The sequence below is a fragment of the Vibrio alginolyticus NBRC 15630 = ATCC 17749 genome (assembly GCF_000354175.2).
Taxonomy (GTDB): domain Bacteria; phylum Pseudomonadota; class Gammaproteobacteria; order Enterobacterales; family Vibrionaceae; genus Vibrio; species Vibrio alginolyticus.
Genome location: NC_022349.1, coordinates 1,398,457 through 1,410,755, shown reverse-complemented (window position 1 = coordinate 1,410,755; position 12,299 = coordinate 1,398,457). Strand labels below are relative to the sequence as shown.

8 protein-coding genes are annotated in these 12,299 nt (G+C 44.2%); 2 read left to right on the top strand and 6 right to left on the bottom strand.

Annotated elements, in window-relative coordinates; genetic code table 11:
- Positions 1-66: 66 nt before the first annotated feature.
- The 4 genes from N646_RS06310 to N646_RS06295 all read right to left on the bottom strand — a co-directional run bounded on the left by N646_RS06310 (position 67) and on the right by N646_RS06295 (position 4,539).
- Positions 67-1,383: an outer membrane protein transport protein gene (locus N646_RS06310; RefSeq protein WP_005380525.1), complete on the bottom strand. Its 1,317-nt coding sequence runs from the start codon at positions 1,381-1,383 to the stop codon at positions 67-69.
- A 309-nt stretch (positions 1,384-1,692) separates the two neighbouring features.
- A complete protein-coding gene (locus tag N646_RS06305) occupies positions 1,693-2,952 on the bottom strand; it encodes an outer membrane protein transport protein (RefSeq protein WP_005380526.1) in 1,260 nt (419 codons plus the stop codon).
- Between the two features lie 287 nt (positions 2,953-3,239).
- A complete protein-coding gene (locus tag N646_RS06300; RefSeq protein WP_017820806.1) occupies positions 3,240-3,971 on the bottom strand; it encodes a DUF3379 domain-containing protein in 732 nt (243 codons plus the stop codon).
- Positions 3,964-4,539, bottom strand: a complete 576-nt coding sequence (locus tag N646_RS06295) for a sigma-70 family RNA polymerase sigma factor (protein ID WP_005380528.1) — start codon at positions 4,537-4,539, stop codon at positions 3,964-3,966. Before N646_RS06295 ends, N646_RS06300 begins: the two co-directional genes overlap by 8 nt.
- 720 nt (positions 4,540-5,259) lie before the next feature.
- On the opposite strand from N646_RS06295, the gene fadI reads away from it, so the two are divergent.
- Positions 5,260-6,567: an acetyl-CoA C-acyltransferase FadI gene (gene fadI, locus N646_RS06285; RefSeq protein ID WP_005384447.1), complete on the top strand. Its 1,308-nt coding sequence runs from the start codon at positions 5,260-5,262 to the stop codon at positions 6,565-6,567.
- A complete protein-coding gene (fadJ, locus tag N646_RS06280) occupies positions 6,567-8,678 on the top strand; it encodes a fatty acid oxidation complex subunit alpha FadJ (RefSeq protein ID WP_017820805.1) in 2,112 nt (703 codons plus the stop codon). The genes fadI and fadJ overlap by 1 nt, the downstream gene beginning before the upstream one ends.
- A 62-nt stretch (positions 8,679-8,740) precedes the next feature.
- On the opposite strand, the gene N646_RS06275 is transcribed toward fadJ, so the two are convergent.
- Together N646_RS06275 and N646_RS06270 are read right to left on the bottom strand one after the other, a co-directional pair.
- Positions 8,741-8,995: a hypothetical protein gene (locus N646_RS06275; protein WP_005384444.1), complete on the bottom strand. Its 255-nt coding sequence runs from the start codon at positions 8,993-8,995 to the stop codon at positions 8,741-8,743.
- A 167-nt stretch (positions 8,996-9,162) separates the two neighbouring features.
- Entirely contained in the window at positions 9,163-11,940 is a 2,778-nt protein-coding gene (locus tag N646_RS06270; protein WP_017820804.1) for an insulinase family protein, read from the bottom strand.
- Positions 11,941-12,299: the final 359 nt, after the last annotated feature.

The following is a 12,299-nucleotide window of genomic DNA, read 5'->3' as shown; positions in this document are numbered from 1 at the left end:
CTTCACAATAGAGAAATGAAAAAAGGCTTAGCTGATGCTAAGCCTTTTTTGTATTTTGCCGCTTGGTTAGAAACGGTAGTTTGCTTGAACACCGATTAGCCAAACATTACCCGTAGTTTCGCCTACAAATTGGCCGCCGACTTGTTCTGCAGTGTCGTCTGACTTGTAACCACGAGACTCAACGATTGGTGCGTCTTTCGCAAAAATATAGGTGAAGCCAGCGTCTAGGCTGAAGTCTTTCGTCCAATCGTACGTTGCGCCAATACTTAGCCAAGTGCGGTCAGTTTCTGGAATAGTAATCGTGCGGTTTTTGTCGCTTACCGCTGAAGTATCGTATGCAATACCAGTGCGTAGCGCTAGCTTAGGATCAAGCTGGTAAGTAGCACCAACAGCAAAGCGATAGTTGTCTTCCCAGTTTTCTACTTTAACCATATGCGTGCCAGCAGTATTTAGACGTGCTTCCAATTTCTCGAAAGAGCTCCAATCCGTCCAGTTAACGCTTGCGTGTAACGCAAGTTGGTCTGTTACTTGGTGGAAGCTTGCCAACTCAGCCGTTGCAGGCAGGTTTAGATACATGTAGCCGTTGTCGCGTTCAGAAGTACCGAAGCCAAAACCAAGACCTTCAGCATGGCCTTCAAGCTTCAGTTCAACTTCAGATTTGTACGCGAAGCCGATACGGTTATTTTCATTGATCTGCCATGCTGTACCAACTTGCCAGCCCCAAGCGGTATCGTCACCTTCCATGTATTTTAGAGCGGTACCTTGAGGAACACTGATTGGTTGATTAGTTTCAGGATTTAACCCTACAACGTTATTCTTAGGAGCTGCTGCGCCAAAGCTGCCTTCGCCGATGATGTAACGGATACCACCACCAACGCTGATCGATTCATTGACTTTGTAAGCTGCGTTTAAGTTCGCTTCCATTGTCGTTACGCTTGCTTCGTTACCAAAGTGCGATGCACCAAAGCCTTTACCTAAATCGGTTTCCATGCCGTAGTTGGTGCCAAATGCCAAACCAATCGCGAATTTCTCATTATATTGGTGTGATAGGTAGAAGTTTGGAATGATTGCATCATGTGCGAAGTCATCTGAAGATGCAGAAGAAGTGCTACCGTGGAAGTTTACATCACCTTCAATATCAATATTTGGGTTCACATAGATTGCACCAACGGACACTTGAGTGCCTTCCAAATAAGTTAGCATTGCTGGGTTACGCCATTGTGCACTTGCGTTGTCAGCCATTGCAGCTTCACCAGCATATGCTCGACCTAGGCCTGTTGCAGAATATTCAGCAAGTTGGAAACCTGCTGCGTTAGCCATGCCCGTTGTGCCAAGTAGGCTTAATGCCACTGCTGTTGATAGAAGAGTCTTGTTGGTTTTCATTCGAATGTTCGCTGATTTGTTTATAACGTGGGACGAAAGTTTAAAGGTAGAGTTTTTACTTTAGAAATGAAAATCCAGCGCAAGTGGTCATTTGGAATATTATCCTTTCAAATATTATTTATGTGGTTTAATAATCTAACTGTGAAAGGCTTGTAAACGGAATTCAGCGAACAGCTGTGCGTCCTAATTGTGAGATTTAGATACACGTGTTCACTCAAATTGAGTGGGCAATAAATCGCAGATATGAAAAAAGGCTGGAAATCCAGCCTTTTATATAAAGTATTTTTCTACTAACTAACAGCGAAGCGTTTAGAAGCTACGGCTGTATTGTAAGCCGAATAGAATTGCATCAGCATGAGTTGTTGCTGTTACACCGGTAGAAAGACCAGGAGCTAATTGAGTATTCTCATTAACTTTTACATCTTCACCTAACAAGTACGTGAAGCCAAAATCGATGTTTGAGCTATTATCAATATGGTAAGAGAAACCTGTGGAGAACCACTGGCGATCTGAGTCTGGTACCGAGATAGACGTTACTTTATCTTGAGCGCTTGTGTCGTACATGTAACCAGCACGAAGTGTCCAGTTGTTGTTTAGGTAGTAAGTACCACCAATTGCGTAGTGCCAGCCATCTTGCCATTGATAGTCTTTCGAGTAACCACCTTTAAGTAAACCCTGATTTAGGTTCTCAAAATCAATTTGGTCGAAATCTTTCCAGCCGATGTATTGGATGCTGTAGTGTACAGCAAATTTAGTGTCTTGGATTTTGTGGAAACCGGAAAACTCGGCCATATCTGGTAGAGGTAGCGTGATTTCCTGACCTTTGTCGTCTTTCGCCGTAAATTCAGGGCTGTAACGATACGCTAGACCAAAACGGTTGTTTTCATCTAGTTCGTACACAGTACCTACGTTAAAACCAACAGCCCAACCATCAGCTTTATCTACGTCCAGAATTTTTTGACCGCCAACCCTTGGGACTGAAGAGCTAGTTGTACGCTTCATTGTGCCTTGGCCGTAGATTAAATCTAAACCAGCACCAAAGCTCCATTGTTCGTTTAAACGGTAAGAACCCGCCAATCCAAAGTTGAAGCTTTTTACATCCGTAAGACCACCGTACTCTTTTGCGGTGTAGTTATCTGAAAATTCAGTTTTAGTGCCGAAATTAGAGTATGCGTTTACGCCCCATGCAAACTTGTCATTTACTGGAACGATTAGGTGAATGTTTGGAGCTATTGACGTATCACCCACATCATCAGTATCAGCAACACTTACAGTATTGGAGCCCAAAGGAGTATTAACGTTATATTTCGCATCTTTCACTTCAATCATTGAAGTAATGCTTTCGAAACCTAGCGACAGTTCCATTTTATCAAACAGAGCCATTGCTGCTGGGTTACGAGCCATTACTGCTGCATTATCTGCGATTACCGCATCACCAGCAAATGCACGGCCGATGCCAGTTGCTGATTGAGCGTTGATTTGGAAACCCGCTGCCATCGATTGACCTGAGGCAAAAGCTACCGTTACTGCTAGGAGAGTCTTTTTAAACAGACGCGTGTTCTGAGTCATTTGTTTTTCCTTATTAGATTCGTCTCTTTGGACGATAAATTGAGCTTTTGCTCAGTGGCGCAGATAGTAGTATCAATAGTTGCTTGGACAAATCCGACCATTGAATAAAAATTGCAGAAATGATGTCTAAAAGACGGGAAATTGCACTTAAAATGCATAATTTAGAGTTTAAGCTCTAAATGCGATAGGGGTGGTGAATGTTTTGTGTTCTATTTATACAAAAATGCCGCTAAATAAGATCATTTAGCGGCATTTAACCTTTTGAAGGCTGGAAATCGTCGAAGTTGTTACATCGGCTTAATCATTGATGCAAGAGTCGTAGCGAGCGCATCAATATTTTCACCTTCTTCCCCGACTAAAATCAGGCTTGAACTCCCGACGGGCTGAACGATTCCGGTCATGCCATCCTTACTAAAGTCGGTACTTTGTTCGCTTGGAATACCAGTAATAAATAACGTTACTTTACCTTTTGGACCTTGGAACACCATATGCACCGCATTGGATTCGCCAAAACCGCAGTGGTTTAGGTAGTAAACGTGATATGGAAAGTTTTCACTAAACTGGTAATGAAATGGCGACATTTTCGCATTAATTTGCGAGCTCGGTACATCCTCATCAAGATGACGAACAAACGGTTCTTCATGAATAACGTGTTTCATCGCGGTATCCGCTAAACTGGCTTGTGCTGGAGACACCAAAACATTTCCCCAGTTTACTTGGCCAACTAATAACCCTACGGTGAACGCAATAGAAGCGGCAAGTGCCATTGCTTTGCGGACAAAGTTTGGTCTTACGACCTTCTCTTCATCAAGTGCACTCGACGTCTGGCTAAATAAAATCTTATCTGCGAGATCTTCGGGTACATCCACATTCATGGCTTGTTTAATTTTTACATCGAGATCCAAAACGTCATCAACAAACTTATTGTTGGCGTCGCTACCAGCTAAAGCTTGCAGAATCTCTTCATCCTTTTGTTTTGGATCCGACAAAATACGACGACGAAATTCTAAATCATCCATTCTTTTGTCCTCTCTTGGTATCTTGAGAATCCAACATCTCTTTAAGTTGATTACGAGCGCGAAATAGTCGAGTCATCACTGTGTTTTTATTTAAATCAAGAATGTCGCCAATCTCTTCTCCACTGAAACCACCGACAACTTGGAGAAATAAAGGCTCACGGTATTCAACATCGAGCTTCATGATCTGTGCCTGCAGCCATTCTTGCTGATGATGTGAGTCATCGCTGACTTTAGCATCATTGCCGTAATCATCGATATCAACTAAATCAAATTGTTTACGTTCGAAGCGGCGCGCATTTTCTCGTCTCAATATTGTGATGAGCCAAGACTTGGCAGCTTTTTCGTCTTGGAGGCTATCGAGTGACTTCCAAGCTCTAAGACAGGTTTCCTGAACTAGATCTTCCGCGACCGCTTTATCTTTGCACAACCAATATGCGTAGCGGTACAAGTCACGATGATACCCTCGGACGAGCGCTTCGTATTTTCTTTGCTTGTCCATATCAGAGTTGACCGGACTGTTGGAATTTTTCTTTCCAAACATTTTTAATATGGCCACAGGAGCCTCCATCCTCGCTCTGTGAGTTTCTTACTTGTTCTGAGCATGACTTTACTTGTTTCATCGCTTAGCGGTTTTGGTTGCAGGATTTGTCATGCAACCCCTTTGACACAATAAGCCATGTGGTTACCTAAAAGTGTATACGCAAATGTCAGATATCATCGAACACGAATTGATATATATTGTTAACAATATCATCATTAGTAATCAATGGCTTGGATAAGTTCACTCGATGGAGCATTAAAAGGGACTTCTGATGGTGGATTCTTGAATTGTTTTGAATCAATAATCGTTCTAGATGAGCTTAAAACTCGTAAAATCACTATAAAATTGATCTATTTCAAAATATCAAGCAGTGAAGGGGTTATAGTACACCTTGTCATCTCGTTAGTCATTGCGACTAACATGTTGAGCAAGATGACACTTCCTTTTGAAGGCTGACTTTACTTTCTCCTAATCAGGAAACTGATTACTTTTCAATTGGCGTAAGTTAATTGTTTTATAGATATTCCGACCACACAGCTATGTGTGGTTTTTTTTTGCTTCGATTTTACTTTCCGTATACCTCTTACCGTTTTAACTCTCTATAGTTAACCATTAGTAATCGCATAAGAATCAAAGAAGTAGAGTAATTGAACTACTTGCTTCACGTTTATTTAAACGCACGTTTGATAAATTTAACAAATTCATTACAATGCATCAGGTCAGACCTCTTGTATTTAAGGAGAAACAATGGGCAAGCAGGAAGTAAAAACACGCAATGGTGAGCGTGTCGCTATTGTCGCGGGGCTTCGAACTCCCTTTGCTCGTCAAAGCACGGAATTTAGCCAAGTGCCAGCGGTCGATTTAGGGAAAATGGTAGTAAGCGAAATGCTTGCTCGAACAGATATTGATCCGAAGCTAATCGAACAAGTGGTATTTGGACAAGTAGTACAAATGCCTGAAGCGCCAAACATCGCACGAGAAATCGTGTTAGGCACTGGTATGAACATTCATACTGATGCATACAGTGTGACTCGAGCGTGTGCGACGAGTTTTCAAGCGGCGGTTAATGTCGCAGAAAGCATCATGGCGGGAACCATTGATATTGGTATTGCTGGCGGTGCAGACTCTTCTTCCGTCCTGCCTATTGGCGTATCAAAGAAACTGGCCGCTAATCTGCTTGCTCTTAGTAAGACAAAAACAATGGGTCAGAAGCTTAGTATCCTCAAAAACTTGAGCTTTAAAGACCTGATGCCAGTGCCACCAGCAGTAGCAGAGTACTCTACGGGTTTATCCATGGGACAAACTGCAGAGCAAATGGCTAAAACACATGGTATTTCTCGCGCAGAACAGGATGCGCTTGCACATCGTTCTCATACGCTGGCTTCTCAAGCTTGGAAAGAAGGAAAAATCCAAGATGAAGTGATGACGGCTTTCCCTGAACCATACAAAAAGTGGATTTCGGAAGATAACAATATTCGTCATGACTCAACGGTTGAGGGATACGCGAAATTGCGACCTGCGTTTGATCGTCAGTATGGCAGTGTTACGGCTGCGAACAGTACGCCATTGACTGATGGTGGTGCGGCAGTGATGTTGATGCGAGAAGGTAAAGCGAAAGAGCTCGGAATGGAGATCCTTGGTTACATCCGAGGTTATGCATTCTCTGCTATCGGCGTGGAAAAGGACATGCTGATGGGGCCGACTTATGCCACAGCGAAAGTGCTTGAAAATACAGGCTTGGAACTGTCAGACCTGACGTTGATCGACATGCACGAGGCTTTTGCTGCTCAAGCATTGGCGAATGTGAAGATGTTTGCTTCCGATAAGTTTGCTCAAGAAAACCTTGGTCGCTCAAAAGCGATTGGTGAAATTGATATGGATAAGTTCAACGTGCTTGGCGGATCAATTGCTTATGGTCACCCATTTGCTGCGACTGGTGCGCGTATGATGACGCAAACCCTACGAGAGCTAAAACGCCGTGGCGGTGGTATTGCATTGAATACTGCATGTGCTGCTGGTGGTCTTGGTGCGGCAATGATTCTGGAGGTTGAGTAATGAGCGAGCAAAAAGCATTTAGTCTAAAGGTTGATGAGCAAAATATTGCTTGGTTAGCCATCGATGTTCCTAATGAAAAAATGAATACGCTGCAGGCGGCTTTTGCTGACGAAATGAAAGAAATTTTTGCTCAGCTAAAAGACTCCAGTGGTATTAAAGGGATGATCATCCACTCCCTAAAACCGGACAATTTTGTTGCGGGCGCAGATGTTAGAATGCTAGAAGCATGCACCACAGCAAGTGAAGCGGAAGCCTTAGCAAGGCAGGGTCAGGAGTTGTTCCAGCAGCTATCGGACTTACCTTATCCTGTCGTTGCGGCTATTCATGGCCCATGTTTGGGCGGTGGTTTAGAACTGGCTCTTGCATGTGATTATCGTGTTTGTACGGATTCTGACAAAACGCGTTTAGGTCTGCCAGAAGTACAACTTGGTTTATTGCCAGGTTCTGGTGGTACTCAGCGTCTGCCACGTTTGATTGGCCTGTTACCGTCGTTGGACTTGATCCTGACGGGTAAACAACTTCGTGCGAAGAAAGCTAAAAAACTGGGCGTTGTGGACGCCTGTGTGCCGGACACCATTTTGTTCGACGTAGCAAAACAGTTTATCGACAAAGGTAAAAACAAGGGTACGAAAAAGCTATCGACGAAAGAAAAGGTGATGTCTGGTAGCGGGCTAGGGCGCAAGTTTGTATTTGAGCAAGCTGCGAAGAAAACGAATCAAAAAACCCGTGGTAACTATCCAGCAACGGTTGCAATTCTAGAAGTTATTCAACATGGCTTAGAGAAAGGCTTCGCTAAAGGCCAAGAACTTGAAGCGAAGCGCTTCGGTGAGCTTGTAATGAGCTCAGAGTCAAAAGCGCTCCGTTCGATCTTCTTTGCCACAACAGAAATGAAGAAAGAAAATGGCACGGATGCGAAACCAGCACCAGTTCATAAAGTTGGTGTGCTTGGTGGTGGTCTGATGGGCGCCGGAATCAGCCATGTGTCTGTTGCAAAAGCAAAAGTACCTGTTCGCATCAAAGACGTTAGCAACGATGGCGTTTTAAACGCGCTCAACTACAACTACAAGTTATTTGAGAAACAGCGCAAACGTCGCATTCTATCCAAGGCCGACCTGCAAGCGAAAATGCTGCAACTGTCTGGTGGTGTCGACTTTACCAGTTTTAATCATATTGATGTCGTAATTGAAGCCGTTTTTGAAGACCTAGATCTTAAGCAAAAAATGGTGGCGGACATTGAAGCGAACGCTAAGACAGAAACTATCTTTGCGACCAATACTTCTTCGTTGCCTATCCACAAAATTGCAGAAAAAGCGGAGCGTCCAGAAAACGTAGTGGGTTTGCATTACTTCAGCCCGGTAGAAAAAATGCCGTTGGTGGAAGTGATTCCGCATGAAACGACGTCAGATGAAACCGTTTCAACAGTTGTTGCACTTGCTAAGAAGCAAGGTAAAACCCCGATCGTAGTGAAAGACAAAGCGGGCTTTTACGTGAACCGCATTCTTGCTCCATACATGAACGAAGCGGCGCATATTTTGTTGGCTAACGAACCGATCGAAAAGATTGATACGGCGTTGCTTGATTTTGGTTTCCCTGTTGGCCCGATTACCTTGTTGGATGAAGTTGGTGTCGACATTGGCGCGAAAATTATGCCGATCCTGGTTAATGAGTTAGGTGACCGATTCAAAGGGCCGGATGTGTTTGATATCTTGTTAAATGATGGACGTAAAGGACGCAAGAGTGGTAAGGGGTTTTACACTTATAAGGGCAAGAAGAAAGATGTCGACAAATCGGTTTACAAACTGCTTAAGCTCGACCCTGAATCTAAGCTAAGCGATAACGATATTGCGTTGCGCTGTGTGCTGCCAATGCTGAATGAAGCGGTACGTTGTTTGGATGATGGCATCATTCGCTCGCCACGTGACGGTGATATTGGCGCGATATTTGGTATTGGTTTCCCACCGTTCTTGGGTGGCCCGTTCCGTTACATGGACCAATTTGGTATTAAGGAGCTCGTAGAGAAAATGAATGAGCTTGCATCGAAATATGGCGATCGTTACGCGCCATGTGATGGTTTGCTTACTCGAGCTGGTGAAGGGACAACGTTCTATTAAAGGTTGCTTCGGTAGAGAAAAAGGCTTGCCAGTGGCAAGCCTTTTTCATAAAGAAGAAATGGTTACTTCTTCTTGTCTTTCTTATCTTTATTGTGGCCTTTACCAGGGTTGTCGTCCCCGTGAACGCTGCTATTACCTTTTTTGTCTTTATCATTCCACTGTTTTGAAGAGCAATCATCTGATTTGATGGATACATTGTCTCCGCTAAGGCGCACACAGTCGTCACTTAGTTCGAAACCATCGCCTTTGACTGAGATTTCAGCGTGAGCAGATGCCAATGGCAGTATAAGAGCCACAAGTAAAAGTGCTTTTTTCATGATTACCTCATTAAGTTATTTTTAGTGCGGTAATTAGAGCATAAGCCGCAATGGCGCAATTTCAATTTTCTGCCAATTATGGTGCCGATTCAATCTATGAGACCGACAACCTCATGGGTTTGTAGGTTCATTCTAGTAATCGACAATTTTATTTCTGCGCAACTAGATCACCCCAAGCCGCAATCTTTTGGCCGAAGTTGGAACTCTTCAATCGATCCTATTTCTTGTCCTAGATGGATGCGCGGAGCCTCCGAATGCGCTTGACCTTGAGAGTGCATGATCAAACGATTTGCAGTACGAGGTTTCAATTCGTTCACAACGAAGCGAATCATGTCTGCGCGCGTCAGCTTCTTCAACTCCGCCAGTACCTTGTCACGTTGGTTAAACTCAGTGTCTTTATTTCCTATCGCAACCCAAAGACGTTGAGCCCGACCTCGAAGTGTGGTGTCCGGCGTTGCTATTTGGTTCCACAAGCCGCGCTTACTGCTGTGCCATTGGTAATCGTTTAACTCTAACAACACCATATAAAAGGCATTTAAAAACTCATCGATTGAGGTAACCAGCTCGGCAGGTGCTGCATTAGGTGACTGCACATACAGTACAATACCAGGGTGACGATTTAGCGGCATATTGCCAGTGCCTACCATGTAACCTAATTGCTGCTTGGTACGGATTTCGTGGAAAAACGTTGCCGACATAAGGTGATTGGCCAATGAGTATAGCGCGATACTACGAGGTTCAATATCCTCGCACTGGTGGTAAATAACGACCGCGGAATCTTGCTGGTTACAATGCACCTCACGTTGAAAACTGCCATTTTTACCTAGCATAATGAGCGGACGAAGTGTCTCTTCATAACGTTGCTCGTTAACTCTTAGAGCATCCTTTAAGGTCGTTGCCATGTCATGGGCTTGCTGGCGTTGCCAGTCTCCGTAAACAAACATTTCAACGTGCAGTTCTGCAAGAATGGATTCTACGAATACCGAGAGTTCATCGACTTCGATTTCTTCTAGCGCTTCGACTAAGGTTGCGAAAGGCGGGTTATTGGGTTGAAGTAACCCAGTAAGTGCGTTAAACAGCTGCGAAATAGGGCGATCTTGTGAAGCATTTCTCCAGTTTCGTAACAGTTGTTGTTTGATGGTTTCAAAGCGAGCAGGGCTGAAATCTCGAGAAGCAAAACGGTGCAGAATCATTTCTAGCAACTGAGGCAGCTTTTGACTGAACCCTGAGAGGGTTAAGGTCACGCCACCTTGGTGAGCATACATGTTGTAACCCATCCCTGCGATTTCTGCTTGATAGGTTTCTTTTGCTAGCGAATCGAGGAACATCTCTACACATAAGCGCGTTTTGACGATGTTCTTTGGTGATGCAACGGCATGAGAGCTGTCGATAGCGACATAAACGACACCTTTGGGCACGCGAAATTCGTCATCTTGCAAATGCCACAGCCGAAACCCTTCGAGATCCTCAATCAACTCTGGCAGTGAATCACCATTTTCGAGTGGCATGGGGTCGAGATCGTAGCAAATATAAGGGTTCTTTTCCGGTAAGACGAATTGCCAGCTTGGATCGATTTGTTGATAGAAACGACGTTGGTCTTCACTAAAAGGCGTGACGGAGTACGGGGTAAAGTACCATTCGGCAGTACGATTGTATTCCAGGCCTTTAGCAATCAAAGTGACGCGCACATTATCGATGGTTAAGTATCGCAGCAATGAACGCTGTAACTCTTCATCGTAGCCCGCCATTTTGTAGTCACCATAAACCGTGTCTTCCGGTTGATAGTGCTGCATGTTGATCACCAGATGGCTGACGAGATCCATTGGGCGCGATGGCTCTTGGAAGCGGAAAGCCGATTCTAATACCGCTTGTTTTTCGAGATAGCGCCATTCATCTAACCCGCCTTGTTTGATCATCGAGAGGTATTGAAAAACCGCTTGAACGATATCATCAACATGATCTAAGCCGTTTGGCGTCAGGGTGCAGCTTACGGTAAAGTCTCGGTAGTTACTGCCACTCGCGCCGCCGCCCGCTGAGAGAGAAGTAATCCAGCCTTTTTCTTTGAGTTGAAGCATCAAACTGCCTTCTCCTTCATAACCCAACAGGTGAGCAAAGTAGGAGAGTGGCTTCACGCTATAATGCGCATCCATTCCCGGCATGGGGAATGTGAGAATCAGTTTACGGAACTCTTTGAGCGGCTCGACTTGAACCAAAATGCCCGTGCTTTCCTCAGTGCCGATCGGTACATCAATCGATTTTCCACGAAGATGGTGATTTGGGATGTCGGCAAACATGGCTTCTACCCAAGCTTGCTGTTCATCGAGCGGCTGTGGCCCAAATAGAGTCAGTGTCATCAAATCGGCGGAATACTGAGAGTGGTGAAACTCCACAATTTCGTCGCGGATGGATTTACCATCTCGGTCGCCAAGAGTATCTAAGTTTCCGACAGAGAATTTTGAAAACGGGTGCTCTGGATTGATGACTTCTTTGTTAACTTGATACAGGCGACGAGAATCATCATTGAGTTTGAGCTTGTATTCGGAGTCGACAGCCTGGCGTTCTTTGTCTAATGCTTCTTCGTTAAACAAAGGTGCGGTAAAAAATTGGCTAAATCGATCTAAGGCACTTTCAAAGGCATTTGGAGCAATATTGAAAAAGAAACAAGTGTGCTCTGTACCAGTCCAAGCGTTGTTTGTTCCACCGTGTTGGCTAATATAGCTTTGAAACTCGCCCACTTTAGGGTATTTTTCCGTACCCAAAAAAAGCATGTGTTCTAAATAGTGTGCCAGACCTTGGCGATCGTTTGGGTCGTCGAAGTGTCCAACGTTCACTGCCAGAGCAGCTGCCGACTGTTGAGCTGTATCGGAATGAATCAGCAGTACACGCAGTTCATTGCTCAAGGTAATGTAGCGGTATTGATTTGAATCGTTAGGACTTAGATGCACGATGCGTCTCCAGATTTCGCATTACAGTAATTTAGGCTCCCCTCGCGGGGGGCGCAAAGTTTGCGTTTCGACAAATACTGCTTGCCGTATTTTTGTTATTCGTAGACTTCTGCACAGGCCCATCGCGTTTGCGTATGGGGAAGAACTGTTTGAGTGAATGCTCTGAACTCATTGCACAGTTAAATAGTGTGATGAACTGAGTACATTCTTTTAATAGATTGTTAAGAAAGTCGCTATCTTTAACAAGCGAATTGGTATAATGAACAGATAATTATATCAGTATTTTTGTTTCGTCATTGTTAAAGTTAGCCCCGTCTATCTAATAAAGATAGCAGTCAACCTTTTGGTAGCGTTAGCTA

Bases quoted from the DNA above. Each gene is read 5' to 3' on its own strand.
- fadJ (WP_017820805.1), top strand. From the start codon at position 6,567: ATGAGCGAGCAAAAAGCATTTAGTCTAAAGGTTGATGAGCAAAATATT.
- N646_RS06295 (WP_005380528.1), bottom strand. From the start codon at position 4,539: ATGGAGGCTCCTGTGGCCATATTAAAAATGTTTGGAAAGAAAAATTCC.
- N646_RS06305 (WP_005380526.1), bottom strand. From the start codon at position 2,952: ATGACTCAGAACACGCGTCTGTTTAAAAAGACTCTCCTAGCAGTAACG.
- N646_RS06275 (WP_005384444.1), bottom strand. From the start codon at position 8,995: ATGAAAAAAGCACTTTTACTTGTGGCTCTTATACTGCCATTGGCATCT.
- N646_RS06310 (WP_005380525.1), bottom strand. From the start codon at position 1,383: ATGAAAACCAACAAGACTCTTCTATCAACAGCAGTGGCATTAAGCCTA.
- fadI (WP_005384447.1), top strand. From the start codon at position 5,260: ATGGGCAAGCAGGAAGTAAAAACACGCAATGGTGAGCGTGTCGCTATT.
- N646_RS06300 (WP_017820806.1), bottom strand. From the start codon at position 3,971: ATGGATGATTTAGAATTTCGTCGTCGTATTTTGTCGGATCCAAAACAA.